Source organism: Evansella cellulosilytica DSM 2522 (genome assembly GCF_000177235.2).
GTDB lineage: Bacteria > Bacillota > Bacilli > Bacillales > Salisediminibacteriaceae > Evansella > Evansella cellulosilytica.
In genome coordinates this window covers 318,308-343,400 of the sequence record NC_014829.1, presented here as the reverse complement: position 1 = coordinate 343,400, position 25,093 = coordinate 318,308, and the positions used below count along the sequence as shown (strand labels likewise).

The window sequence follows — 25,093 nt, the reverse complement described above, 5'->3', positions numbered from 1 at the left end:
AAAACATATTACAAACAAAGGGGAGAATTACGTTATGTTAAACTGGAAACGTCTTGGCCTTGCAGGAGGTCTTTCATTAACGCTATTAGTAGCTGGTTGTGGCGACGCTGACACTGATGGTGATGCTACTGAAGGTGATACTACTGAAGGAGAAACAGCTGGCGAAGAAACAACTGATGAAGCTACAACTAATGAAGAAGGTGGCGAAATCGAGCTAGTATACGTAGAGTGGGATTCTGAAGTTGCATCTACTCATGTCATCGGGCAAGTTTTAGCAGATCAAGGATATGATGTAACATTAACACCAATCGATAATGCAATTATGTGGCAATCTGTTGCAAACGGAGAAGCTGATGGTATGGTTGCAGCATGGTTACCTGCAACACATGGTGATCTTTACGAAGAGTATTCCGATAGTTTAGTAGACTTAGGAACAAATCTTGAAGGAGCTAAAATTGGTTTAGTTGTTCCTTCTTATATGACAATTGACTCTATCGAAGACTTAGACCAATATGCGGATGAGTTAGGAAGCACGATCACTGGTATCGAGCCAGGTGCTGGAGTTGTTCAAGCTGCTGAAACTGCAGTTGACGAAGACTACGCTAACCTAGATGGTTGGGATGTTCAAACATCTTCTAGTGGTGCAATGGCACAAGCATTAGGAGAAGCGGTTAATAATGAAGAGCCTATCGTTGTTACTGGTTGGACTCCACACTGGAAATTCGCTTCTTACGATCTTAAGTATTTAGATGATCCACAAGGTTCTTTTGGTGAAGCAGAATACATTGCAACAATGGTACGCGAAGGTTTACAGGAAGATTTACCTGGTGCATACCAAATCTTAGACCAGTTTAACTGGACTGCTGCTGATATGGAAGAAGTTATGCTTGATATTCAAGAAGGAGCATCAGCTGAAGATGCTGCAGCTGCTTGGATTGAAGCTAACGAAGAAAAAGTAGCAGAGTGGGTTGCAGGAGTAGAATAATATATAAAGACTTAAAACTAGCGTCAAAAAGCTAGTTTTAAGTCTTTTTTTGAAGATGGTGAAGGAATTTTGCCACCTTCATCTTAAGTAGTACTCTTCTCGCTTCTACACGTGGCAAAATTAGTGCGTATTTACCTCTATCCCACCATTTGTTCCATTGACGATAATGGAGTAAGTGCCATCGCCTAACGTGGAAGAACCTTGTCTCCTCGTTAACACTAATTCCCCTGCATATTTCCTCTCCCACTCAAGATTTCCGTCTACCGACCCATTGCTCGTTTCCCCTTCAATATAAACATTAGCTTCCTTCGGTATGTCGATTGAAATTTTTCCATTTGTCGTTTTTATTTCCCAATCTCCCCCCACTTGATGACTCTCTATATCTATAGCACCGTTCGTCCCTCTAGCAAGAACCTTTCCATCTACATTTTTCACGCTAATTTTTCCATTCGTCGTCACTGCTTCAATTTCACCTATAATACTAGCTAAACTTAAACTTCCATTTGTACTGCGAACAGTTGCATGACCAACAACATCGTTAATTTCAATATCACCGTTAGTAGTCTTTAAACTTACCCCATTTTCAATATGAGAAGCTGTTAAAGAACCATTTACAGCCTCAATCTCTAATAAAGCCTCTTTCGGCACCGTAATCACAAACTCAATCGTTAAATGGTTTCTATTTGATGAAAAAATAGACGAAGACTCTTTCACGACATACTCAAAGCTACCTTCCCCTTCTTCTACTTTTCTCGCTTTTTCAAAGTTCTCTGCAATACCTGATTCATCATAATGACGAGATGTCACTTTTCCTTCGATATGTACCGTTGATGTATCTTCCCCAACGACTTCTATAGAACCATTAACATATTCCATTAAAAAGAGATTTAAATCGTCAACTTCATATTCCTCTTCAATTTCAATTGAATTCTCCGGTCCGAGAAAAAAGAACACATCAACAACTCCTGTTTTTTGAACCGAAAATATCCCTCCACTAATCAGCATGAAAATAAAAAGCACACTCACTGAAAAACCATCAAACGATATCTTCTTCTCTTCTACTCTATTAAAATATTTATTCGCATACTCTAATACGAGGATAATAAGTATAATAAACCAGCCATATGTCATGACATATTTTAACAGTGAAGCCCCTATTAATTGCTGAACTATCCATACAACTCCAATAAAAATAAGAAAGAATCCTAATGTCACCTTACCAACCTTGTAACCTCCCACCGTTTCTCCACCTTTCCAAAATATTCGTTACTTTAATTAAACGCTATTTCTTCAAAAAAGTATCTACTTTTCTATAAAAAGTATAATCACATTAACCTTCTTTCTAGTTCTATGTTAAAATTTTGTGTAACGTTTTTATTTTAACATCGACTAACAAAGTACAATACACGAAATGAGGTCTTTTATTATGAAGAAAATATTCTTTGGTACGCTTCTAAGCTTTGTCATTACTTTATCTCTTTCAGGGTGTGGGCAAGGGGAAGAAAATGATAATACGACACCTATCGACCGCTCAGGAGCAGATGATACGGAACAAGAAATAGTCGAAGATGACACAACTGACAATCTCGATGAAGGTATTGAGAATGAAGAAGATAACAATAAAGAGGAAGAAGAAGCAGATAGTCAGCTAAGGGAAGATGATGAAACTGCTACACAAACAGATGATGTGGAAATGGTTGATAACGTAGTACTTTATTTCTCTGACGATCAATTAATGGAAATGTATCGCGTGAATACCGATGTTTCTGTTCCTGCAAATGAAGAAGGTGCAAAAAATGCATATGAACTTTGGACTGCTGGGCCACTTCAAGAAAACTTAGTTAGCCTTCTACCCGAAACGACAACTGTGCAATCTGTTACTTTTGAAGATGATGTTGCTTATGTTTCCTTCTCAGAAAACATTTTAGAAGCTAACCTTGGGTCATCTGGTGAACTGATGTTAATTGAGCAAATTGCACTCATCGCAAAGCAATTTGGTGTTGGTAAGACACAAATTTTAATCGGTGGGGAAGTTCATGAGTCGTTTTTAGGACATATGGATACAAGTGAACCATTTACTGCTGGAAACCCAGAAGACTATGAAGTCGTAGAATAATCTCTACAATTTTTCTAAAGAGGTTGACTCAAAAGGTCGATTTTTACCTTTTGAGTCAACCTCTAAGCTATGTGCGTAACCGCCGCAATCCCTTAAAGACCACTATAAGTGGTTTTTTTTATAGTGGTCGCGCGGTGAGTGGAGCCATTGTCAAAATTAATAATAGCTTTTTGGACAACCTCTTCTTTCTGTATTAATTGTCGGATGATGTTCATAGTTCTGTGTGCGTGTAGACGAAATTTCTACTATACTTATTGTTATGAGATTTATATCATCGAAGGGAGTTTTTCTCATGTTACAAAGTACTGACAAAACTGTACTCCATTGCTATCCTGGACTAGTTGCTTTAGTGACAGCAAAGCATGAAAGTACGCAAAATATTATGGCTGCTGGTTGGCATTCCTACATATCCTATGATCCCGCTATTTATGGTGTTGCAGTCGCTAAAGAGCGGTTTACTCATCACCTCATTAAAAATAGTGAATCGTTTGCTATTAATTTCATTCCTGCCGAATTTGCACATTATATTGAAGGATCAGGTAAGTTAACAGGGGCTAATGGAGACAAATTTACAACACTAAAAATAGATTGGAAATCAGGCGAAACAGTTAATTCGCCTATTTTGAAAGATGCTTATGTTGCTTATGAATGTAAGGTCATAGACATGCAAACTTATGGGGACCACGATTGGATTGTTGGAAAGATTACAAAGTTTCATAAAGATTCTACTAAATTTACTGATAAAGGATTACCAAACTTTAGTGCTGTTGAGCTACCGATTTATTTGGGGCAGTCGAAATATATCATCGCTAATCAATCCACAACAGTGAAAGAAGTTAGTTTGGATAAGGAGTAATCATCTTATATAGCCATGAATTTGATGGGCTGCTTTATTCGTTGGTTTGACGCGTGTCATTGATGTTTTAGCTTGTTTCTCATTTTATTCAAGCGCTATGACACGCGTTATTGTATTTTGCGCAATGGGTGTTAAAACCAGTTTATTAGACACTCAGATTATGAATCTCGCTCTAATGGGCTTTTAAACCTTGTTTATTCGACACTTAGTTATTGAATCCTGCTCTAACGGGATTTTAAACCCTGTTTAATCGACACTTAGTTATTGAATCCTGCTCTAACGGGCTTTTAAACCCTGTTTAATCGACACTTAGTTATTGATCCTGCTCTAACGGGATTTTAAACCCTGTTTAATCGACACTCAGTTATTGAATCCCGCTCTAACGGGATTTTAAACCCTGTTTATTCGACACTTAGTTATTGAATCTTGCTCTAACGGGATTTTAAAGTCTGTTTATTCGACACTCACTTTTTCTCGTTTCAACGCCCGCTTCTGACACCTCACAATCACGCCTAAATTACTCCTACATTCTTTTCTTCTCACTCTTTCATTTTTATCCGATACAAACGTAAGCTATTAAAAGTGACGAGTAAAGTTGCTCCCATATCCGCAAAAATGGCTATCCATAGTGTTAGCCAGCCAAAAGGAACGAGTAAAAGTGCCACGGCTTTAAGTCCAAGTGAAAATACAATATTTTGTTTAATGATCTGCATTGTCTTTTTGCTCAAGAGCTTCAAGTCAGTAAGCTTTTCAAGGTCGTCTCCCATAAGAGCAATGTCGGCTGTCTCTAAAGCAGTGTCTGTTCCTATTGTGCCCATTGCCACTCCTACGTCAGCCAATGCTAAGGCTGGCGCATCATTCATTCCATCTCCAACCATGGCAACTCGATAGCCATTTTCGATCCAATTTTTAATATGTTGTAGTTTTTCTTCTGGTAGTAACTCAGCGTGTACTTCGGTTACTCCCGCTTCACGAGCAATGGCACTTGCTGTAGCTTTGTTGTCACCAGTTAACATCACTATATGCTTCACGCCTGCTTTTCCTAGTTTTGCTACTATTTTTTTTACGTTTGGTCTGACTTCATCTCGTAATCCAATTAGTCCAAACACTTTTTCCTCGGAACCAACTACTACAACTGTTTTCCCTTCATTTTGCAGCTTCGTAATTTCATTTACGTGTGCATTTGTTATGAGGGTTGGGTAATTCTCATTAACATACGCTGGGCTACTTACATACATCATTCTCCCATTCACGATTGCACTAACACCTTTTCCTGTTAATGAGTTAGTATCTTCAATGACCATTTCTTGATAATCTTCGCTTTTTAGATGTGCTTCTGCTTTTCTCACGATTGCCTTTGCTAACGGATGCTGCGAGTGTTTTTCCAGCGCATAGGCGTGTGCTAGCACGTCTTTCTCTTCAACAGATAGCCCAACGATATTAGTCACTTCTGGAAAACCTCTCGTAAGCGTGCCGGTTTTATCAAATGCGATGACATCAATAGCACGAGCTTTTTCTAAATATATACCACCTTTTATTAGAATCCCTTTTTTTGCACTGTTACTAATTGCTGTAACGATCGCGACTGGGGTCGAAATAACAAGTGCACATGGACAGCCGACAACAAGTGTTGCAAGACCTAAGTAAATCCATTGCTCCCAGCTTGCTGAAAAAAGGAGAGGAGGAACAACCGCAACTAATAGTGCTAATAGCATTATTGCAGGTGTATAATATGTTGCAAAACGATCAATAAATTGCTGTGCTGGTGCTTTATTGTTTTGTGCTTCTTCTACTAAATGGATAATTTTTGCTATCGTCGTATCATTCACTTCTTTTGTAGCTTTGACTTCAAGCACACCTTCTTCATTTAGTGTCGCAGCATAAACATTGTCTCCAGCCTGTTTTGTTTGCGGTATACTTTCACCTGTTATACTCGCTTCATTTATTGCAGATGTCCCCTTCGTGACAACACCATCAACTGCTAGCTTTTCGCCAGGCTTTACGATAATGTGATCTCCTACCTTGATTTCCTTCACAGGGATAGTAGATTCAAGTCCATCTCTTACGACAGTCGCTTCCTTCGGTGTCACATCGACTAAGGAGCGAATAGACCTTCGCGCGCTTTCCATTGAATATCGCTCTAACGCTTCACTTATCGCAAATAAGATGACGACAAGTGCTCCTTCCCCCCACTCACCAATAATGGCAGCTCCGATAATCGCAATTGTCATTAGAGTTTTCATATCAAATTGTAGCTGAAAAAGGTTTTTTAACCCTTGTAAAAATAAGCGGTATCCACCAATCACTATTGCAATTAAAAAGACGCCGATTGTTAATAGATGCCCTTCGCCGTAAGAAAACACAAGACTCCAGCCTGTAATGACAAGTATACTAGCAAAATAGACAAGGATATTTTCTCTTTTTTTCCAAAAAGGTTGTTGCGGCTCAGCCGATTCACTTTCTTTTCTCACCTTTAAATTCTCAAAAGCACCTGCTTCTTCTAGTTGTTCTATCGTTACTTCTCCATCAACCTTTATTTTTCCAATAGAAAAATTGACTGTTGCATCATCGACAGTTGAAATGTTCTTTACGTTTTTTTCAAATCGTGCGGCACAATTAGCGCACGTAAACCCTTGAACGACAAATTGCTCACTATTTTGTTTCGTCATCCTCCATTTTCCCCTCTCGTTGATGATCAAAAGCAATTTTAATTAATTGCTTTACATGATCATCATCTAAACGATAGAAAACAAGCTTTCCCTCTTTACGATGTCTTGCTAATCCTTGCTTCTTCAATGAGCGTAAGTGATGAGAGGCTGTTGCTGTAGATGACTGAATGACGTTTGCGATATCACATACACAAAGTTCTTCCTCTAATGTGAGGGAATATGCAATCTTCAATCTAGTAGGGTCAGCAAGCACTTTAAAAATATTGCTCGTATCAGTAATTTCCTCCTCTTTCATTTCTACTTTTAAACGACCTACCTTTTCTTCATCAAAGCAATAAATATCACACGCGTCTTTTGCCATTTTATTTCCTCCAAACAACATTCAAATGATGGTTTGATTATAACATAAAGTAAAAAACATTCAAATAATTGTTTGAATGTTTTTGAAAGATACGGCGAAATTCCACCAGCTACACACATTGCTTAGAGATTCACTCAAAAGTAAAAATTCGACCTTTTGATTGAATCTCTTATTCTATTTAAAACTTTTTTCGAATAGAATATTTATAATCAAGGCTCGTCAATCAGATGCTACCGGAGGTTTTATATGCTTATTTATAGCCTACTCTTTCTTTTTCCGATTACCCTTTATTTCATAGCTATGGCACATAAACAAGCAAATCGTACAAACATGGAAAAAATGATGTTAACGATGGGTGGCGCTATGATAATAGGGTTTACGATTGGTATTTTCTTTGGGGGGTTATTTTATGGTGACTTTTTTCTATCCCTCATGATCAGTTTAATAACTACTTGTTTAATAGGTTTTGTCATAGGAATGCCACATGGAAAACTTCCTATTATAGAAGGGGTTTTTACTGGAGGTATGGCAGGTGCAATGGGGGCAATGACTGCGGAGATGCTCAACATTCCCGAAGTTAGAATTTTATTATTACTATTATTTCTGCTCTCTAGTTTAGGTGGGTTTTGGTGTTTTCATTTTTGGACGAAAAATAAGCAGTTTGAGAAAAAAATACAACGTTTTTTTCTACATTTTTTCACGATGATTTATCTCATCATCGTAACTGTAATTTTTGTTATGTATCCACCTTTTGAAGGAAGTGATAACGATCAAAACCATGATCACGGTCTAGAAGTATTACAATAATACTTTCACTAAATCACGGACAAGTATTTATGAGGGTGACTTAATAGGAAATAATTCCACTTATGTCACCCTTATAAGCCTATCGGCATTTAAGACGCTTTTTTTCTTATTAGCTTTATTGATGGCTCCAAGCCGCCATTCCACCTTTTATGTTTGTAATTTTAGAGAATCCTAGCCTCTTTAATAGTTTACTTGCTTTATTGCTTCTCATCCCGCTTTGACAAATCAAAACAACCTCTTGTTCTTTATTGAGCTCTCCGTACCGGTGCATTAATTCTCCAAGTGGAATATTTTTAAAGTTACTTATATGATTTTGTTTAAATTCGCCAGGAGTACGCACATCTATAAACTGATACTTTTTCTCTTCTAAAATGTCATTTAGCTGATAAGTATTTAATTGTTTAACGCCTTTAGCTGGTATAAACCTTAAAAAAATGAACCAAATAAGTAGTACAGCTATAGCGATATAAAAAATATTCATTACAATCCCCCTCATGTGAGTTTCATCAATATCTACCCGTAGTTAAATTACCTACTTTTCACTAACAAATTAACAGCTTCTTGAATAAGAGGTTCAGTGTCTTCTCCTTTTTCAATTTGCTCTCGCACACATTGCTCCAAGTTAGTACTTACAACTAAACCGAGAGTTCTATCGAGGGCATTTCTTGCTGCAGACATTTGTACGACAATATCTTTACAATCCTTTTCTTCCTCCATCATCCTTAAAATTGCTTTTACTTGTCCTTCTATTCTTTTTACTCTATTTTTCATTTGAGCATTATATTTCATGGCAATGCCTCCTTTTTTTATTCACTACATGTTCGCTAGATCCTATATTTTTAGGGTCAATAATAGAATAGCCAATGACGATAAACCCTTTTTTTCTTAAAAAACGAATGCTTAAATTTCTACTAACAATATCTGAAGAGAGTACAATCACCTTTTTCGCCTCTATTTCTCCATAAAAACGATGTAAGTATGGAAGAGGTATATTCTTTTTATTATCGAACTGCTCTTTATATGCCATATTGTAGTCTCTAACATCTACAATTACGCCATCTTTACACTCATTGACCTCATGAAGTGTCATACAAGCACTAGCGACTGGGTAATACCTCATATATAACATTGGAATGGCTACAAGCGCAGCCAATAAAAGTATCCACATCATCACAATCTATCAGCTAGTAACTTCCCCATCCCATGTAAGCATGCCGCCCTTTACATGAACGAGATCGTCATAGCCTTTTCCTTTCAATATATTAGCTGCCTCTAAACTTCGTTTTCCGCTTCTGCAAATAATGACAACTGTCTTATCTTTTGGAACCGAAGAGTACGTAGATTCTAAACGACTTAATGGCACGTTCGCCATCCCTTCTATATGCGCCTCTTCATATTCATGCACTTCGCGAACATCAACGAAAAAATAATCATCGTTTTCTTCTAGCAATAATGCTTCTAACTCTTTTGTGCTTATTTCTTCTATTCCATATGATAGAAAATATTGATAGCCAAAGTAGCCTATTAATAGGAGTACCGGCAAAATATATATCATTTTATTTTTCATCATAGCTGACCCTCCTCTTACCACATCATTATATACCCCGTTAGGTATGAGATGCAACAATTTCGTAGTGAAAGAAAAGGATGTGAGATATTATATTACATCTTTTCAGGTGCTTGCATCCCTAGTAGCCTTAATCCTTCTGTCAATACGATCGTGACCGATTGTGTAAGTGCTAATCGACTTTCTTGGTGTTTATCTTCTTGCAGTATTTTTACATTTCCATAAAATGAATTAAACGCTTGTGCCAGTTTGATTACATATTTCGCAACTATTGAGGGCTCATATGCAGTAAATGCTCTTTCAATCACAGCTGGGAATTGCTCTAGCAGCTTAATCACTTCCCATGATAAATCACCGTCTAATCCTTTAAAGCTATGTTGCTTCGTCTTTGCCTTTGCTAGCAGCGTATTTCCTCTAGCAATTGTATATTGTACATACGGTCCCGTTTCCCCTTCAAATGTGAGCATTTGATCTAAGTTAAATTCTACATTACCGATACGTTCATTTTTTAAGTCGTGGAAAATGACTGCGCCGACACCTACTTGCTTTGCTACATCGTCTATATTGTCTAGTAACGGGTTTTTATCAATGATATTTTGCTTCGTTTTATTGATGGCTTCCTGTAGTACCTCTTCTAATAAAACAACCTTCCCTTTTCTCGTAGACATCTTTTTTCCGTCTTTCAGTATTAATCCAAAAGGAATGTGTACCATGTCAGCAGCCCATTCCTCGTCCATTATTTGTAGCACTTGAAACAGCTGTTGGAAGTGTAATTGTTGTTCTCCACCTACGATATAAAGGCATTTAACGAAGTCGTACGTCTCTTTTCGAAACTTTGCAGCAGCTAAATCTCTCGTTGCATAAAGTGTAGTTCCATCGTTTTTTTGAATTAAACAAGGCGGCATGTCGTCGTTTAACGTGACAACTAACGCCCCATCCGATTCTTCTAAAATTTCTTTCTCTTCTAATTCTTTAACGACTTCTTCCATATGTTCATTGTAGTAGCTCTCTCCTTGCACTGCATCAAAGGTAACCCCTAACAGTGTATACACTTTGTTAAACTCTTTTAAAGACTCGTTACGAAACCATTTCCAAAGGGCAACTGCCTCTTGATCACCATTTTCTAATTTTTGAAACGATCGACGACCTTCTTCTACGAGCGTTGGATCCTTTTCTGCTTCCTCATGAAATTGAACGTAAAGCTTTAATAGCGTAGGAATCGTATTTTCTCTTACTTCCTCCTCATTACCCCACAGCTTATAAGCTGTGATAAGCTTACCAAATTGCGTTCCCCAGTCGCCAAGGTGGTTTATTTTAACGGATTCATAACCGTTCTTCTCAGCAATGGCAGCAAGAGCGTTCCCGATTACAGTTGAACGCAAGTGCCCCATAGAAAACGGCTTTGCAATATTTGGTGATGAAAAGTCAATGACAACCTTACCTCTACTATTAACATCGTTAGAACCATAACTAGTACCTCGTGCAATCACTTTGTCAATGATAGCCTTACCTACTAGCACCTTATCGAAAAAAACGTTTACGTACGCTCCCTTCACTTCTACCGAGCTAATGCTACTACTTTGTAACTTCTCCGCGATCTCATTTGCGATAATTGCTGGCGATTTTCTTAATAATTTTGATAATTGGAAGCAAGGGAACGCTAAGTCGCCTAAGTTTTCATATTTCGGCTTTTCAATAAGCTGTAATACTTGTTCACTTGTCAGTGGCGTTTCTTTTAGATGTGGCATTAATGCATCTGCAAACATTTCTTTCATATTCATCGGTAACCTCTCCTTTTATTTTCCAATGTAACTACAAATAAAATACAAAAAACCCGTCTCTCAACATGCAAGAGACGAGTTTACCCGCGGTACCACTCTCATTGGTTTATTCATAAACCAGCTTTATAACGTATAACGCCGTCACCCGATTACTCCTACTATCATTTTCAAAGTAATTTCTCCGAAGTGCGCTTCCATATGTTTCTCTCTGCTAGGCTCACACCATCCCTAGCTCGCTTGGAGGATAAAACATATGTACTCTCTTCATCGCCGAATAATATTTCCGTTATCATAAATGATTTACCTTTAAATATCAAGCCTAATATTGTAAAAAGAACATCGTTAAAAGCTCTGTCATTTGCTCCTCGTCTGATATACCCGCTTCATTTAATATCATCAAATCATAGTAAGTTCCGTTACGATGCCAATTTACGACCCATTCATTACTTTCTCTTAAGACGAGAAATGTTTCATCATTGATCTCCCACTCTTCTACATCATCAAAAGCCGATAAGAGACGGATAAAGCCATTTTTACTCATATCTAGCTTCCCATAATAGTCATAGTATGTATGGTAATAAAGTTGACGATGCGTCCCTCCGGCTAGTGCTTGTTCATCGTTATAATCATCCAGTTCCTCTTCTGTAATCTCATTATCTGTCGCCCTTTTTCCGAATAACAGCGTATAGCGATATGGTACCTCATCATATTGATGGTTCTCCGGATCTTGCCAGTCCTGAAATCGGTGTCTCACTTCATATTGAATTGAAACGACGTCCCATTCCTCAGGATAATGAAAGGTTGTATATTGAAAGTTTTCATGTATTTGATTATAAGGAAAACCTTCACCTTCTATTTCTACCTCCGATTCACAGCCTAGCAGGATAAAAAAGATAGAAATAATTATATAGATTCGCATTTTCTTCATTCATTCTCCACTCCAATATTTTCAAATAAACGTTTATTTAATTTTTTGTAATTTGATGCCGTAACGAAAAGAGGTTTGTTTTTATCTTACAACAAAAAAGTGATAAACTATGAGAGATTGCACTTATGACGTGAAGGAGCCTCACGATGAAAGATAAACAACTTATTTCATATATTCATGATGACGACAATAAACAGAAGCTATTTGACATAATCCAATCCAACGCAGCGTTTTACTGTAATAAATGGAAAAAGCATCACGTACCAACAACATTTTCTGGCTGGAATTGGGCTGCATTTTTCTTTACACCTATTTGGCTATCTTATCGGCATATGTACGGCTCAGTTTTAGTCTATTATTTACTCATCTTTTTTATCTGGTCTATTCATACTATTTTTCCGCTATTCGTTTTTTATGGAAATATTGATCCTGCACTAGCGATCCTTTGGACTTGTATCACAACATTTGCCGTCCACCTTTATTTCGGCTTAAAAGGCAACGCACTTTATGCAAGAAAAATAAGTTCACTTTTATTTGACACTAGTGAGGAAAAAGCAAAAGTCCCTCTTTTTCAAAGGACAGGACGCTCTTATATTAGTGCTGTTATAGTTCCGATTACTTTCGTGATACTTTTACTCCTTCCAGCAATAAGGGTAGAGGCATGGATGGATACTTCTACACTACCATATGGAACGTATGTTTATTACGAAGATCATGGGCCGCCTCTTTCTGTTAAGGAAGCGTTAGATCACGAGCTCCCCATCTTTGAAAAGTACACATCTACTGTAGAGTTATTATACTATTCTCCAGAGCCTGTTGGCGATCGCGATGTGAGAGTGGTGCTAGAATTTAATCTTGAAGGTAATTGGCAAACAATAAGAGACCGCACCTATACGTTTTTCCGTTCCGACCGTGTCAATCTTCACCTTTTAGATGCAGAGGACCCGTTATTACAAACTGGCCAATATCGCGTGACGGTTTTTATGGAAGAGGAAATAGTAGGAACACAAAGCTTTTTAGTAGAACTACCTTAAATAGAACGGACGCAAATGGATCATCTTTACCACTTGCGCCCGTATCTTTATAGCTACGATATTTTTGTACCGTTTGGCACGCTTTCATCGACGTTTAGTAAAATAACATCCCCTTTTTCTGGAACTCCCCCCATGACGAGTACTTCTGATTTAAAGCCTGCTATTCTTAACGGAGGGAAGTTGACAACTGCAACGATTTGTCTCCCGATAAGTGCTTCAGGCTCATATCTTTTCGTAATTTGTGCACTTGACTGTTTAATACCTATTTCCTCTCCAAAGTCGATTTTTAGTTTTATCGCTGGAACTCGCGCCTCTAAAAACTCCTCCGACTCTAATACAGTCCCTACTCTCATATCAAGCTTTAAAAAATCATCAAAAGTTGCCATGTCGCCACCCCTTACATATGTATTACTATCACATTCTCCATTGTTATGAAATATCCTTTCCGAATTTCAAGAGACAATGAATCAAATATTTTCGACTGTTTTGTTATACTGTAACTATCGATTTTACAAAAGCAGCTGTGAAAGTTATGTCAATAGCTACACTCACCGCGCACACTGTAAGAAAACCTACTTATAGTAGCATTAAAGATGTAATTGCCACTCTCCGTTTACATCACATTAGTCTCGTTTTTCCATATAAAAATATAGAGGAGGTAACAATCATGACGAATGATAGCACGATCGTAATGATTAATGGTAGTATGAGCAGTGACTCGTTCACAAAAAAGCTATTAGAAAATGTAGAAGACCGCTTAAATAAAAATGGACAAAATACTACAATGATTGACGTAAGAGAGTTACATCTAGAAATCTACGATCCTGATGCTCCTTTTCCAACACAACTAGAGCCAGTACGTGAACAGCTAAGAGAGGCTGATGGCGTCATTGTCGGTGCTCCAGAGTATCACGGCTCCTATACAGGTGCCATTAAAAATTTTTTGGATTACCTCGGCTTTAAAGAGTTTGAACAAACACCTATCGCACTACTAACGACTACCGGAGGGTTAAAGGCAGGTACAAATACACTTAATCACTTGAGGCTTGTTTTCAGAAATTTGCATGGTATTGTCATACCACAGCAATTTGCTATCAGTAACAAAGAAGCGCCAACAAGTTTGGAATTTGATGAAAATATAAACGCTCGTCTTGAAGCCTTTGTGAACGCCATTCAAAAAGAAGTAGTAAAAAAACAGCTTTATGAAGAATGGAAGCGTTAAATAGACTCGTATCAACTCTGTGAGGTTGACTTTAAGGGCACTGAAAAAGTGATGTTCTTTCAGGGCACTGAAAAAGTGGCGTTTTTTCACTTTTTCAGTGCCCATAAGCAATGTGCGAAGTCGTTGCAATCGTTTAAAAGCCTGATAGGAGTGGGTTTATCCTATCAGGCGCGCAACGAACGTAGCCATTGCAATACAAATAAAAGGCACTGAAAAAGTTGTTTTGTACTTTTTCAGTGGCCTCATGTTCTTTCACTTTTTCAGTGCCCTAAGTCAACCTTACTTTTTCGCATACATATTTTTTGCCATTTCCTCCAACTATAAACGAAGTAAGTATCCTCGTTTTAATTTTACTACTTATGGGAATAGAATATATGGCAAATTAGCTAACATGAAAGGAGGACATCTACTTCAAAGGTAGGTGACAAAAAACATTGGACAATAACAAATTTGAGTATGAAACGAAGAAAACGAATATTGTATTTTTTATATCCGCTCCAATTGTCGCCCTTTTCGTTTTATGGGGGTTTATCGCACCTGGGCATTTAGAGAGGGTATCTAACGACGCTTTAGCTTTAACTTTGAATAACTTCGGCTGGTTTTATATGTTATGTACTGCCTTTTTTATTGTATTTGTTTTATTTTTAGCTATTAGTCCGTTTGGTAAACTCCGCTTAGGGAAGCCTGACGAAAGGCCAGAATATAAATTTTATACTTGGCTAGGTATGCTTTTTTCTGCAGGTATTGGTGTGGGGTTTGTATTTTGGGGCGTTGCTGAGCCTGCTTTATATTTCTTAGATCCACATCCAGATTATGTTGATGCTGCAGATCAGTATAAAGCCGCTGCTGGGCTTCGATATGCTGTATTTCACTGGGCGCTGCATCCGTGGGCGATTTTCTCATTAGTTGCATTAACACTTGCCTACGTTCAGTTCAGAAAAGATCAACCGGCCTTAATTAGCTCTGCCTTTCAACCAATATTAGGAGATCGTATTTATGGTCCATTAGGAAAAGGGATTGACGTATTAGCTGTTTTAGCTACCTCTACAGGGGTTGCTACAACATTCGGATTAAGTGCGTTGCAAATTACCGGGGGATTATCTCACTTAACAGGTACGATTCCGAATAATCCTGCAACTCAACTTACCGTTATAGCTATTGTGACAGTACTATTTATTTTTTCAGCTGCAACAGGTGTTAATAAAGGCATACGAATTTTAAGTACGATCAACTTAACTGTCGCAGGGCTATTACTTGTTTTTGTGATTATTTTTGGACCAACGCTGTTTATTGCGGAAAGTGTCGTATCGACAATAGGCGGATATATCGCCAATGTCACACAAATGAGTCTTGACTTAAATCCATTTGGTGACGGAGAATGGCTCGGGATGTATACGATCTTTTTCTGGGCTTGGCACATTTCGTGGGCACCATTTATGGGTATTTTTATCGCCCGTATCTCACGTGGAAGAACGATTCGCGAATTTGTTGCTGGGGTGCTTATCGTTCCTTCATTATTAGCGGTCATTTGGTTTACGGCCTTTGGTGGGACCGCCTTAGACATGATTATGGGTGGAAATGATCATATCGCAAACCTTGTGTTGGAAAATGTTGAGGTTGCCCTGTTTGTTACACTCAATGAACTGCCACTTGGGATGATAATGAGTGGATTAGCGGTTATTTTAATCATCATTTTCTTTATCACATCAGCAGACTCTGCATCGTATGTGTTAGCCGCTTTATCTAGTGAAGGTAGTCTTGATCCAAAGCTATGGGTAAAAGTCGTTTGGGGCTTTCTGATCGCTTCAACAGCAAGTGTGTTGTTAGTAAGTGGAGGATTATCAGGACTGCAAACCGCTTCGATTGTCGCCGCGCTCCCCTTTGCCATTATCATGGTCATTATGATCTTCTCGTTACTCATGATGATGAGTAGAGATACGAGAGCGGAACAGCTATGGACGCGACGGAAGCGCACGAGAAAAATAAAGAAGGAAGTTCATAGCGAAATGTACGATAGAGTAAAAGACAATATGCTCGATGACATGAAAGAGGACGTTTACGAGGAAATTAAGGAAGAAGTATACGAACAAGTGAAAGAAGAAGTATACGACGACATTAAAGAAGAAGTGTATGAAGAGTTTAAGGAAAAAATTTATGATGATTTACGCGAAGATTTAAGTGAACAGCTAAATGGAGAGTTGGAAGAAAGAATGGACGACTCGGACGATAAGAAAAAGGAGTAGTTAAAAGGATATTTTCCTTTTAAATGAAACCCCAAGTATTTCACACATACGGAGTGAAATGCTTGGGGTAAATTTTTTAGCTATCTATTTTCATCTTTTTTTTGCGACTCCAAAGGAAGAAGGCAATTCCGGCGATGAGCGCAATGATACCAATGAGCAAATAGTTGTATGTGTTTGTTGCAGTAGTTGGGAGTATATCCCCTTCCTGCGGTTCTTTTTCTAACGAGGCATCATCAATTCGTCTTTGTTCTGTATCTTCATCATCTTCTGTTCCGTTTATTACTTCCTCTGCTATAAAGGTAAATTCCACTTCAGCATCTAAGCCTTGATAGTCATTTCCTAGTTCTGTTGGAAATCTCACTGTTAGTAAAAAGTCCTCTTCATGTAAAGCTTCTAAATAGCGTGGTTCAAAGCCAGTAAATCCCCCTAAGCTTCCTTCGTACAATAGCTCGCTACCATCATAAACTTCCAAGGCTAGACCATGATATAATTTATCGGATCCACTCGTTTTCTCTACTTCCATGTGGTACGTGAAGTCAACATCTCCACGGTTTTGTATCGTTAGCTGTCGATCAGCCCAATCTCCTGGCTTCATATTATCGACTTCAAAAAGAACGCTATGAGGTGTCGTTGTAATATTCACAGGATTAGAGTCTGCAAACGTTCGATTGTTATATTGAACACTCATGATAAAGAGAAGAGCTACTAAAAAACCCGTCGTTGCTACAAAAACTATTTTCATTTTCCTTTGCATAGCATCACCCTCTATTCGGCGGCTCGCACCACCATTAATAAAATTTTATATAGGATCCTCTACCTCATCCACCTTATCTAAGCGTTCCTTTTTCTTATTTTTCTTTTCAAGCTGAGATATCGCATCCCAAATCGAATATGCAGCATAGAAGAATAAAATCAATCCAGGTATGATAAGAAGAAGTGCACTTCCTTCTCTTGATTGTGCAAAGCTTGCAACATAGCCAACATACGGGATCGTAAAGCCTGTATAATGAGCCACAACATTATCAGATAACACTAAGCTACTGTCTGGCGCGTTGTTAGCGTCTCCTTTAGTTTCATACATCAAGTACTCACCACTATGAACAACGTCTACTATTCTATGAGTAATTAATATATTATCTCTCTCAACAAAGGTAATAATGTCTCCTTCTTGAAACCTCGTCATATCTCCACCTGGTTCTACAGCGATAATCGATCCTGTTTTAAATTCAGGCTCCATCGAACCAGATAAAACCGTTTTTATTTGATACCCAAACAGCTCTGGCTCTCCTCCAGATGCTTTCGTAGAGATAACAATGAACACCATGGCGATAAGGGAAACAAAGAGGGTAAAAGTAACTAATCCGCTCGCTATTTTTTTGGCCACTTTTAAATATTTCATCGATTATTCCCCTTCCTTCTTCTCCTTAGACTCATCCTTTTTTTCTATATCCTTTGTTTTAACTTCCTCTTCTGATTTCTCTTTTTTATCCTCTTCTTTTTCTATCTTTTCTTCTGCGTCATCACTGTCTTCTTTCATTTCTTTATCATTTTCTTCTTTTTCCTTTTTATTATCTGATGTATCTTCTAGTTCATCTTCTTTCTTTGCTTTCTCTTCTTGCAGCGACTTTTGATCCTCTTCCTCATTTGTTTCAGACTCCTGCTCAGATTCTATTTCGATATCGTCTTCCTCTATTTCAACTTCATTCTTTGCCGCATTACAGTTTACATGGACCTTCTCACTCCATATTTCCTGAATTTCGTCGTAGTTATCTTCAAACCCTGGCAGTTGATAAACTTTAAATGTATAAAAACCATCTTTCTCAGCCGTATACGTAAGGTTCGTTATTTCCCCCGCACTCAGTTTTTCAACAGTGCCTTCCCCATCTTTATCACCATTTTGTTCAGGGTTTCCGGTTGCAGCAAAATAAACTTCAAACACGGTAGTCTCTGTCATGTCAAAGCCCTTATTCTTTAATTCAACAGTAATTTCGATAGGTGCACATGCCTTCACATTTTGAGTGTTTTTACCTATAAAGTCTAGGTTGCTACCATCCCACCAATAAGCTGCCGAAGATATTGTTGTACTTGCTGACGACTGGTTGCTATAGTACGCTACGGTCCCTGAAGATAACACAGAAGTAGAAGCTACAGCTGCGTACATGATGACTAGCACTTGGGTTGTCATACCAATCTTCTTGAACCTTCTTCTATACCTTTTGGAACGTGTACTCCTCACCGTACATTCCTCCCCTTTATGTATCGGTCTATCAATAACACTTTATTTCCTATCATCTATATACAATCAACTTGTAAATGTATGATAAGAAATAAATAGGGGGAAAGGCGAGATAAACTCGCCTTTCCACTTTTCGTTGAAATTATCTTTCTTCACCATCAGTTTGGAATCCTTCGAATGTCCAAGTAAGCTCTAAGTTTAACCCTTGAAGGTCGTTTTGACGCTCACCAGTGTCATTGAAGCGGAACTGTACGTCGAAGTCTGCAGTATCACCAGCAGCTATACCAGTGATTTCTTCAGAAATATCTTCATATTGAGGTTGTTTCAACCAGAACCCTCCTCCAAATACTGGAATCCAAATACCTGGATGTGTCATCACAGTATCAACATCAATCTTTGTAGCTAAGTCTTCTGGTGTTAAGTTAGCTAAGTCATACAATGATACTTCAAACAATACTTCGTAATCTTCATCACCAGTTGTATTATTTAAGAATTGAACAATTAATTGTTTAGCATATTCGTCAGCAAGGCCAGGTACAACTGCATCACCGTCTGAGTCAGTTACAGAGTACTCAGTATTTAAGTCTACATATTTAATATCTAACGACCCGTTGTTTTGAAGCTCAAAGCTTCTAGGCATCCAATCCCCAGGCTTCAAGTTATACATAGCTACTTGCACTTCTGGATCGACATCTAAATCAATTGTCCCTGATGCAAACGTATTCGTTTGAGTTGCAGTATCACTGAAGTAGGCAAATGTTCCTCCTCCGATCAATGCTAAACCTAGCGCAGCAGTCAGAACTCCCATGCTTAACTTTTTCTTAATACTCATAAAAATAATTCCTCCCTTTCGACCCTTAACGGGTATGTATTATTTATGTGAATCTTTGCTCCTGCAAAGAATCCAACCAAATCAATCAAGGGAGCATTCTCCCCATATCAAAATAAAACGGTTCATATTTTTCATAAAAACAACAACCGTTATAAAGAATAAATCACCTTAAAGTTCTTTATAACGAATTTGTACCCATAGTATAGGCGATGTAAAATGAAAAGAAAAACACCATATTCAACGGTTTTTTCGTTATTAAGAACACAATTCTCCTGATAACTACTTATACCTTCAATATTCTAACGATTTGGAAATTTTTACTGTTATTTTTGTTTTATATATAGAACAATTTTGGTGTACTATTATGTTTCATAATTCATCTTTTTTCGACTATCAAGATTAGTTTAAAGGAGGAATTTTTGGAAAAGGATACTCCTGTAAAAAGAGTGGCAATTTCTTGCCTAGTCTTAACCAAATGAGCTAAAGGAACCACAAAGATCATCACGATTCAATGTTGGCTTACCGTAGAAGAGGAGGGTAAAGTTTAAGCTATAAATCTTTTAAGGCGATATAAAATAAAAAAAAGTGAATCGCTTCGTAGCCATTCACTCGCTTCTTCATTTATATTATTGTAAAAGCAATGATAAATGCAGCTATACTTCCTCCAATAGAAAGTACAACATAACTCGTAAATGCCTTCCACTTCTTCTTCTGTAATAGTGTCACAGCCTCAACACTAAAGGTGGAATACGTTGTAAAGGCACCAAAAAAGCCAATACCTATCAGCAGAAACGGAAGCTCAGCATCTACTAATAGTGGAATTGCACCATATACGATGTTCAAAAATAACCCAAGTCCAAATGACCCTAAAACATTCACTATGAGCATGGCTGTCGGGATAAAACGCTCCTTCGTATTTGTTTTCAGCCATACTCCTAGAAAATAGCGACAAACAGCACCAATTCCGCCACCTAAGGCAACAAACAAGATGTTCATTCGATGTCACCCGCCTTTACCGCTTTTTTCAACATGACCGTACTTAACCCCATCCCTAAATAGGCTGCGGTAATGCCACCAAATAGCGAAAGCGTTATGTAGATGACTAAAGAAATCATAGATGATTCGGTTGATAAAAATACAGTATCTGCCGCTAATGTAGACATCGTTGTAAACCCACCACAAAAGCCTACTCCAAGTCCCTCTTTTATTATTGGGTTTACTTTTTTCACTAATATGTATGCGGTCAGTGCTCCCAAAAGAAAGCTCCCCGCAATATTCTCCATTACAGTTCCTAGCGGAAAAAGTAAGTCCACTACTTGCATATTGATAAAGTAACGAAATAACGTACCTAAAGCACCACCCAAAAAGATGGCAATGATGACTAATCCATGTTTATTCATGTCTATCCTTCCTTGCTTCATATAGCATTCACATATAACTTTTAATGATTTCTGCTCTTTTTATAGCCCATTGCCAATTCTGTTCATTGCTCTCTATGGACCATACACTTGATAAAACCCCTTTACAAAATGCCCAGGCGAGAACTCTATTACGCTCTAAATGAAGAGTACTCTCAAATTTACGTAACCATCCGTCCATTACTTTACTATTAGCCAATAAATCCAATGGTGCATTTAAGAAAAATTGTGCCGGTTCAAATTCCCGCTCACCAGCTACACCCTTTGGATCAAGCATGATCCACTGTAACCGATCATGCATAATATTCCCACCATGAAGGTCTCCATGTAATAAACATCTATATTTCTCTGATGAAAGAAGGTCGTCTACCATACGTTCTGCTTCATGGAAAATAACCGGATCAATGACGCCAGAAGTTCCACCATTTCTTACTCTATGCTTATGAAAGGCTTGAAACAATTTATGCACTGTAGGAAAGTGGTCAATCTGTTTTTCTATAATAGGAAGATCTTTCATAACAGCAATGGTCGCTTCCACATTTGTTAATGAACCATGTTGCTCCCCTTGAATATATGGTAATAGAAATGCACCTAAGGAATCATCTTTGTCGATTAGCGAAATCGCTCCCCTTCCGTTAAAGGCTTGTAACGCTAGCATTTCCAATGTCAACTCTTCATTCGGAACACCCATTTTCACGACAACTGGCGCTTTCGTTTTTCTATGTACAGCTTTTGCCACAAAGTTATAGGATAGCTTAAATGTTTCTTCTATATTTATCTCAAACCTATCTTCAACTTCTTTTTTGAGGGTGGAAAAATGGGTAAGCCATTCCTTCCCTTTTTCTCCATGGACACCCACGATGATGTCTTGAAACGATTGATCCAATCGACACACCTACCTTCTACTTTCTAAATGCTTAAACAATGTGCGGAGCCCTCGCAATCACTACTATAAGTGGGAATCTATAATGGCGTGAGTCGTGTATACCCAATACTTACACTTTTTTAGCTTATGAGATAGCCACACTGTCTCCCCTCACCTAGTGAGGGTGCATTTAGTTGCCTACATATTTTAAAAAAGCCTACTCCTGATAATATCAAGAGTAAGCTTTTGATGTATTGTTAAAAATTAAAGTTTTACTACGTTAGCAGCTTGTGGACCACGATCGCCATCAACGATTTCGAATTCAACCTCTTGGCCTTCTTCTAATGTTTTGAAGCCTTCCCCTTGAATTGCAGAGAAGTGTACAAATACGTCGTCTCCACCTTCACGCTCGATAAATCCAAATCCTTTTTCTGAATTAAACCATTTTACTTTGCCAGTCATGTTAACGGCCTCCTTAATATAAATGAAAGTTAAATCTTTGAATACCGTAAAACTATTTCTGCCTTACTGAGGCCTTAAAACGTTTTTCGATTTCAAAACATTTACTTTTTGATAATAACATATTGTATTTGGAAGTGTAAACAAGTTTTTCCTTTAATGGCAATGGTTTGGGCCGTTTTCACATGTGATTTCCTCCATCATTTTTATATGAAATAGTAATGAAAAAGTCGATTAAAACCGCGCCGTGAAAGGGCTTTCATGGTCTTAAGCGATTTAAAAATTCATCTAATTTTATTCTATTTGGCACACCACCTTGCGCACCAAATTTTTTTATCGAGAGTGCGGCAGCAGCATTTGCAAAGTTGACGCTATCTTTTATACTTTTTCCTTCGGTTAAGGCAACTACGAATGCACCGTTAAAAGTATCTCCCGCTCCTGTCGTATCAACTACTTCTACTGGATAGGATGGAATATGTATGTCTTCTCCATGACTTTTAAATACAACCCCATTTTCCCCCTTAGTAACAATCAATTTCTCTCCTAAATGCTCCCTTGCTCTTGCTGTAAACAGCTCCTTCAATTCTGTCTCATTCGGAGTAATAAACGTTGCCTTTTTCCACATTGAAGTTGGCAGTTGCTTTGCTGGCGCTGGATTAATGACCACTTGAATATTATTTTGTGTGCATATTTCTAACGTGTAGTATATCGCTTCTAAAGGAATCTCAAATTGTATTAAAACGATCGTGCTCTCTAGTATTCTCTCTTTCAATTTTTCTAAATACGCTTTAGTAACGTAGCCGTTTGCTCCTTCTGTTACAATAATTCGATTGTTATTTTCGGAAAGTAGTATTGTCGCAACTCCCGTACTCGTATTTGGAACAATTTTCACTTCATTACGTTTGATCCCTTCATTTTTTAACACCTTTATTAAATGGTGACCAAACGGATCATCTCCTACCATGCCAATAAATTGCACATGACCACCTAGTCGGGCAGCAGCGATGGCCTGGTTTGCACCCTTTCCACCAGGAACCATTTTAAACGACTCTCCATGAATCGTTTCCCCTTCCCTTGGCATTGTTTTCGCGGTCGTCACCATATCCATATTTAAACTACCAATCACGGTAATTAACGGCTTCTCTGTCATCGTCACACCTACTTGTCAAATAAAATTATTTACTTAATCCCTCACTTCAATCGTTTGTCTCATTCGATGAGAAAAGTCTTGTTCCATTCCCTCTTCCAATTCGGTTGAAAAATCGGCAACTAAATGAACGACATAAAAGCCTGGTTCAATCCCTTCTAGAACAACTGTATTCCCTGCTACTTCATCTTCTTCATCAAGCTCTAGTCTTTGGTCTACATCAAAACCTGAATCGTCATGCTCATATATAACCTCTTCCTCATCAGTTTCCACACGCTCAATATACGCCATTTCATTAACATAAATAAATGTTGTTAGATTATCCCCTAAATAGGTAATCACTGGTGTTAAATAAAGAGTATCTTCTACGTAGGACGGGGTTAAGGTTAGCGTGACATCTGAATGTGCTTGCGCCTCCCCACAAGATCTAAAGGTAATCATAGATAACAAAACAAATATTACTGATAGAGATTTCATTTTAATACCGCCCCCTACTATCCGTTTTTGTTATGCAATTCTTTTTTGTAAACAAAGCCCTCTCTTCATTTTACTTTTTTTACAGCGTGGTGAGTAGACGATTTGATATTTTTATAGGAAAATTCTTACTTGATACTATACCTAAATCCGTGATAGTAGTTGATATGCCAGCATCTACTCGCTTTCCGCGAACGAACCGCGAGCTTCCTCAAACTCCACTCCGTTTCGTTCTGTGGGATCTCGCCAGGCTCGCTTTTCCCGCAGGAGTCTCCTAGATTCCTGTCATATCAACTTCGTTTATGAACTTTGAACTGTTCTTTAGATTCTTAAAATCCTGATTATCATACTATTTTTTCAGGCTTCAAATCACATTTTATAATATTGGATCAAGAGGAAAAAGCATAATAGATCCGTTTAATTGTTGGGAACCAGGGACTATGATTACCAAATTTCAATTAAATCCTACGTGCTGTGATACCATTTTTGAAGCAAGTATTATTGAATTTTGTAACAAATTTTTAGGGTGCGTCCGCCAGTAACGGACTCAGGTATAGTAAAAACCCGCACCATATAAGGTGCAGGCTTATTACTTCCAACTTAATTAAAGGATATCTAACTTCACAGCTAATGCTAATAATAGTTGTAGTAAAATTTGAATGTTAACTGCTGCTTGCGTATCTGTAGTTGAAACATCAACATTTCTTGAGTTTTCTACGATTGTTTGCTGGCGAGAAATTTGCTTCACTTTAGATGATTGTAATAGCTCTTGTGTTAACTTTTCAGCAGTCTCTGAGCTTGCTACTGAGATGCTAATTAAAACTGCAATTGCAGCTTGTAGACCAATCTGAAGGTTAACCGCTGCTTTCGTATCAGTTGAGTTCACTGTTACATCACATGAATCTTTAATTAAAATATATTCTTCATTGAGCTGTAATGTTTTATTTTTGTTCGCTGCATCTTGCGTTTCATCTTGCGTATCACAAAGCGGGTGCTTACTGATTGGATCTAAAGCATTCCACTTTTTATCTTTTGAGTCTGTTGAGCGATATACTTCCTGATTCACTTTAATTCCTCCTTTTTGTGTTTTCAG

The 25,093-nt window shown here is 37.9% G+C and carries 28 protein-coding genes and 1 other annotated feature; of the genes, 7 read left to right on the top strand and 21 right to left on the bottom strand.

Annotated features, from left to right (window positions below):
- Positions 1 to 34: 34 nt before the first annotated feature.
- Positions 35 to 985 carry a glycine betaine ABC transporter substrate-binding protein gene (locus BCELL_RS01715; RefSeq protein ID WP_013486949.1) on the top strand — a complete coding sequence of 317 codons (951 nt, stop codon included), beginning with the start codon at positions 35 to 37 and terminating at the stop codon, positions 983 to 985.
- Between the two features lie 120 nt (positions 986 to 1,105).
- Here BCELL_RS01715 and BCELL_RS21410 read toward each other — a convergent pair whose 3' ends face one another.
- Positions 1,106 to 2,224 (bottom strand): DUF4097 family beta strand repeat-containing protein, encoded by a 1,119-nt coding sequence (locus tag BCELL_RS21410; protein ID WP_013486948.1) that lies wholly within the window; start codon positions 2,222 to 2,224, stop codon positions 1,106 to 1,108.
- 187 nt (positions 2,225 to 2,411) lie between these two features.
- Between BCELL_RS21410 and BCELL_RS01705 the strand changes: the two genes are divergently transcribed.
- Positions 2,412 to 3,101 (top strand): GerMN domain-containing protein, encoded by a 690-nt coding sequence (locus BCELL_RS01705; protein WP_013486947.1) that lies wholly within the window; start codon positions 2,412 to 2,414, stop codon positions 3,099 to 3,101.
- Positions 3,102 to 3,393: 292 nt separating this feature from the next.
- Positions 3,394 to 3,957 (top strand): flavin reductase family protein, encoded by a 564-nt coding sequence (locus BCELL_RS01700; RefSeq protein ID WP_013486946.1) that lies wholly within the window; start codon positions 3,394 to 3,396, stop codon positions 3,955 to 3,957.
- Between the two features lie 539 nt (positions 3,958 to 4,496).
- Here BCELL_RS01700 and BCELL_RS01695 read toward each other — a convergent pair.
- Positions 4,497 to 6,626 carry a heavy metal translocating P-type ATPase gene (locus tag BCELL_RS01695; RefSeq protein WP_013486945.1) on the bottom strand — a complete coding sequence of 710 codons (2,130 nt, stop codon included), beginning with the start codon at positions 6,624 to 6,626 and terminating at the stop codon, positions 4,497 to 4,499.
- Positions 6,610 to 6,987 (bottom strand): ArsR/SmtB family transcription factor, encoded by a 378-nt coding sequence (locus BCELL_RS01690; protein ID WP_013486944.1) that lies wholly within the window; start codon positions 6,985 to 6,987, stop codon positions 6,610 to 6,612. The genes BCELL_RS01695 and BCELL_RS01690 overlap by 17 nt, the downstream gene beginning before the upstream one ends.
- A gap of 246 nt (positions 6,988 to 7,233) precedes the next feature.
- Between BCELL_RS01690 and BCELL_RS01685 the strand changes: the two genes are divergently transcribed.
- On the top strand, positions 7,234 to 7,794 hold the full coding sequence (locus BCELL_RS01685; protein WP_013486943.1) for a hypothetical protein: 561 nt from the start codon (positions 7,234 to 7,236) through the stop codon (positions 7,792 to 7,794).
- Between the two features lie 115 nt (positions 7,795 to 7,909).
- Here BCELL_RS01685 and BCELL_RS01680 read toward each other — a convergent pair whose 3' ends face one another.
- From BCELL_RS01680 to BCELL_RS01655, 6 genes are all read right to left on the bottom strand, one after another.
- Positions 7,910 to 8,275 carry a rhodanese-like domain-containing protein gene (locus BCELL_RS01680; RefSeq protein WP_013486942.1) on the bottom strand — a complete coding sequence of 122 codons (366 nt, stop codon included), beginning with the start codon at positions 8,273 to 8,275 and terminating at the stop codon, positions 7,910 to 7,912.
- Between the two features lie 47 nt (positions 8,276 to 8,322).
- Complete coding sequence (locus BCELL_RS01675) at positions 8,323 to 8,583, bottom strand: metal-sensitive transcriptional regulator (protein ID WP_013486941.1); 261 nt, start codon at positions 8,581 to 8,583, stop codon at positions 8,323 to 8,325.
- A complete protein-coding gene (locus BCELL_RS01670) occupies positions 8,573 to 8,965 on the bottom strand; it encodes a rhodanese-like domain-containing protein (RefSeq protein WP_157184155.1) in 393 nt (130 codons plus the stop codon). The genes BCELL_RS01675 and BCELL_RS01670 overlap by 11 nt, the downstream gene beginning before the upstream one ends.
- A 9-nt stretch (positions 8,966 to 8,974) precedes the next feature.
- Positions 8,975 to 9,364 carry a rhodanese-like domain-containing protein gene (locus tag BCELL_RS01665; protein WP_245546925.1) on the bottom strand — a complete coding sequence of 130 codons (390 nt, stop codon included), beginning with the start codon at positions 9,362 to 9,364 and terminating at the stop codon, positions 8,975 to 8,977.
- Positions 9,365 to 9,456: 92 nt separating this feature from the next.
- Positions 9,457 to 11,142, bottom strand: a complete 1,686-nt coding sequence (argS, locus tag BCELL_RS01660; RefSeq protein ID WP_013486938.1) for an arginine--tRNA ligase — start codon at positions 11,140 to 11,142, stop codon at positions 9,457 to 9,459.
- A gap of 67 nt (positions 11,143 to 11,209) precedes the next feature.
- Positions 11,210 to 11,422 (bottom strand) — a binding site (T-box leader).
- Between the two features lie 39 nt (positions 11,423 to 11,461).
- The gene (locus tag BCELL_RS01655; RefSeq protein ID WP_013486937.1) at positions 11,462 to 12,070 is read right to left on the bottom strand and encodes a hypothetical protein; all 609 of its coding nucleotides are present in this window, start codon (positions 12,068 to 12,070) and stop codon (positions 11,462 to 11,464) included.
- Positions 12,071 to 12,216: 146 nt separating this feature from the next.
- Here BCELL_RS01655 and BCELL_RS01650 point away from each other — a divergent pair, with 146 nt between their 5' ends.
- Positions 12,217 to 13,104 (top strand): DUF2628 domain-containing protein, encoded by an 888-nt coding sequence (locus tag BCELL_RS01650; protein WP_013486936.1) that lies wholly within the window; start codon positions 12,217 to 12,219, stop codon positions 13,102 to 13,104.
- A gap of 53 nt (positions 13,105 to 13,157) precedes the next feature.
- On the opposite strand, the gene csaA is transcribed toward BCELL_RS01650, so the two are convergent.
- Entirely contained in the window at positions 13,158 to 13,490 is a 333-nt protein-coding gene (gene csaA / locus BCELL_RS01645) for a chaperone CsaA (RefSeq protein WP_013486935.1), read from the bottom strand.
- Between the two features lie 281 nt (positions 13,491 to 13,771).
- On the opposite strand from csaA, the gene BCELL_RS01640 reads away from it, so the two are divergent.
- Positions 13,772 to 14,326 (top strand): NADPH-dependent FMN reductase, encoded by a 555-nt coding sequence (locus BCELL_RS01640; protein WP_013486934.1) that lies wholly within the window; start codon positions 13,772 to 13,774, stop codon positions 14,324 to 14,326.
- A gap of 434 nt (positions 14,327 to 14,760) precedes the next feature.
- Positions 14,761 to 16,569, top strand: a complete 1,809-nt coding sequence (locus BCELL_RS01635) for a BCCT family transporter (protein WP_013486933.1) — start codon at positions 14,761 to 14,763, stop codon at positions 16,567 to 16,569.
- Between the two features lie 76 nt (positions 16,570 to 16,645).
- Here the strand turns inward: BCELL_RS01635 and BCELL_RS01630 are convergent, their stop codons facing one another.
- From BCELL_RS01630 to BCELL_RS01580, 11 genes are all read right to left on the bottom strand, one after another.
- Positions 16,646 to 17,323 carry an LPXTG cell wall anchor domain-containing protein gene (locus BCELL_RS01630; protein ID WP_013486932.1) on the bottom strand — a complete coding sequence of 226 codons (678 nt, stop codon included), beginning with the start codon at positions 17,321 to 17,323 and terminating at the stop codon, positions 16,646 to 16,648.
- 45 nt (positions 17,324 to 17,368) lie between these two features.
- Entirely contained in the window at positions 17,369 to 17,968 is a 600-nt protein-coding gene (gene sipW / locus BCELL_RS01625; protein WP_013486931.1) for a signal peptidase I SipW, read from the bottom strand.
- A 3-nt stretch (positions 17,969 to 17,971) separates the two neighbouring features.
- Positions 17,972 to 18,805: an amyloid fiber anchoring/assembly protein TapA gene (gene tapA / locus BCELL_RS22840; protein WP_013486930.1), complete on the bottom strand. Its 834-nt coding sequence runs from the start codon at positions 18,803 to 18,805 to the stop codon at positions 17,972 to 17,974.
- Between the two features lie 142 nt (positions 18,806 to 18,947).
- Positions 18,948 to 19,637, bottom strand: a complete 690-nt coding sequence (locus BCELL_RS01615) for a TasA family protein (protein ID WP_013486929.1) — start codon at positions 19,635 to 19,637, stop codon at positions 18,948 to 18,950.
- 621 nt (positions 19,638 to 20,258) lie between these two features.
- Complete coding sequence (crcB, locus tag BCELL_RS01610; protein WP_013486928.1) at positions 20,259 to 20,633, bottom strand: fluoride efflux transporter CrcB; 375 nt, start codon at positions 20,631 to 20,633, stop codon at positions 20,259 to 20,261.
- Positions 20,630 to 21,037, bottom strand: a complete 408-nt coding sequence (locus BCELL_RS01605) for a fluoride efflux transporter FluC (RefSeq protein WP_013486927.1) — start codon at positions 21,035 to 21,037, stop codon at positions 20,630 to 20,632. The genes crcB and BCELL_RS01605 overlap by 4 nt, the downstream gene beginning before the upstream one ends.
- A 28-nt stretch (positions 21,038 to 21,065) precedes the next feature.
- A complete protein-coding gene (locus BCELL_RS01600) occupies positions 21,066 to 21,941 on the bottom strand; it encodes an aminoglycoside phosphotransferase family protein (protein ID WP_013486926.1) in 876 nt (291 codons plus the stop codon).
- 243 nt (positions 21,942 to 22,184) lie between these two features.
- The gene (gene cspD, locus BCELL_RS01595; protein WP_013486925.1) at positions 22,185 to 22,382 is read right to left on the bottom strand and encodes a cold-shock protein CspD; all 198 of its coding nucleotides are present in this window, start codon (positions 22,380 to 22,382) and stop codon (positions 22,185 to 22,187) included.
- Between the two features lie 256 nt (positions 22,383 to 22,638).
- Positions 22,639 to 23,529, bottom strand: a complete 891-nt coding sequence (gene rbsK, locus BCELL_RS01590) for a ribokinase (RefSeq protein WP_013486924.1) — start codon at positions 23,527 to 23,529, stop codon at positions 22,639 to 22,641.
- 33 nt (positions 23,530 to 23,562) lie between these two features.
- Positions 23,563 to 24,003: a hypothetical protein gene (locus BCELL_RS01585; protein ID WP_013486923.1), complete on the bottom strand. Its 441-nt coding sequence runs from the start codon at positions 24,001 to 24,003 to the stop codon at positions 23,563 to 23,565.
- Positions 24,004 to 24,604: 601 nt separating this feature from the next.
- Entirely contained in the window at positions 24,605 to 25,066 is a 462-nt protein-coding gene (locus BCELL_RS01580) for a spore coat protein (protein WP_013486922.1), read from the bottom strand.
- Positions 25,067 to 25,093 lie beyond the last annotated feature (27 nt).

Coding starts and splice junctions, on each gene's coding strand:
- rbsK (WP_013486924.1), bottom strand. CDS start 23,529: ATGACAGAGAAGCCGTTAATTACCGTGATTGGTAGTTTAAATATGGAT.
- BCELL_RS01705 (WP_013486947.1), top strand. CDS start 2,412: ATGAAGAAAATATTCTTTGGTACGCTTCTAAGCTTTGTCATTACTTTA.
- BCELL_RS01605 (WP_013486927.1), bottom strand. CDS start 21,037: ATGAATAAACATGGATTAGTCATCATTGCCATCTTTTTGGGTGGTGCT.
- BCELL_RS01690 (WP_013486944.1), bottom strand. CDS start 6,987: ATGGCAAAAGACGCGTGTGATATTTATTGCTTTGATGAAGAAAAGGTA.
- BCELL_RS01615 (WP_013486929.1), bottom strand. CDS start 19,637: ATGAGTATTAAGAAAAAGTTAAGCATGGGAGTTCTGACTGCTGCGCTA.
- crcB (WP_013486928.1), bottom strand. CDS start 20,633: ATGAACATCTTGTTTGTTGCCTTAGGTGGCGGAATTGGTGCTGTTTGT.
- BCELL_RS01685 (WP_013486943.1), top strand. CDS start 7,234: ATGCTTATTTATAGCCTACTCTTTCTTTTTCCGATTACCCTTTATTTC.
- BCELL_RS01585 (WP_013486923.1), bottom strand. CDS start 24,003: ATGAAATCTCTATCAGTAATATTTGTTTTGTTATCTATGATTACCTTT.
- BCELL_RS01675 (WP_013486941.1), bottom strand. CDS start 8,583: ATGAAATATAATGCTCAAATGAAAAATAGAGTAAAAAGAATAGAAGGA.
- argS (WP_013486938.1), bottom strand. CDS start 11,142: ATGAATATGAAAGAAATGTTTGCAGATGCATTAATGCCACATCTAAAA.
- csaA (WP_013486935.1), bottom strand. CDS start 13,490: ATGGCAACTTTTGATGATTTTTTAAAGCTTGATATGAGAGTAGGGACT.
- cspD (WP_013486925.1), bottom strand. CDS start 22,382: ATGACTGGCAAAGTAAAATGGTTTAATTCAGAAAAAGGATTTGGATTT.
- BCELL_RS01680 (WP_013486942.1), bottom strand. CDS start 8,275: ATGAATATTTTTTATATCGCTATAGCTGTACTACTTATTTGGTTCATT.
- BCELL_RS01640 (WP_013486934.1), top strand. CDS start 13,772: ATGACGAATGATAGCACGATCGTAATGATTAATGGTAGTATGAGCAGT.
- BCELL_RS01630 (WP_013486932.1), bottom strand. CDS start 17,323: ATGCAAAGGAAAATGAAAATAGTTTTTGTAGCAACGACGGGTTTTTTA.
- BCELL_RS01700 (WP_013486946.1), top strand. CDS start 3,394: ATGTTACAAAGTACTGACAAAACTGTACTCCATTGCTATCCTGGACTA.
- BCELL_RS01665 (WP_245546925.1), bottom strand. CDS start 9,364: ATGATGAAAAATAAAATGATATATATTTTGCCGGTACTCCTATTAATA.
- sipW (WP_013486931.1), bottom strand. CDS start 17,968: ATGAAATATTTAAAAGTGGCCAAAAAAATAGCGAGCGGATTAGTTACT.
- BCELL_RS01650 (WP_013486936.1), top strand. CDS start 12,217: ATGAAAGATAAACAACTTATTTCATATATTCATGATGACGACAATAAA.
- BCELL_RS01655 (WP_013486937.1), bottom strand. CDS start 12,070: ATGAAGAAAATGCGAATCTATATAATTATTTCTATCTTTTTTATCCTG.
- BCELL_RS01695 (WP_013486945.1), bottom strand. CDS start 6,626: ATGACGAAACAAAATAGTGAGCAATTTGTCGTTCAAGGGTTTACGTGC.
- BCELL_RS01670 (WP_157184155.1), bottom strand. CDS start 8,965: ATGATGTGGATACTTTTATTGGCTGCGCTTGTAGCCATTCCAATGTTA.
- BCELL_RS01715 (WP_013486949.1), top strand. CDS start 35: ATGTTAAACTGGAAACGTCTTGGCCTTGCAGGAGGTCTTTCATTAACG.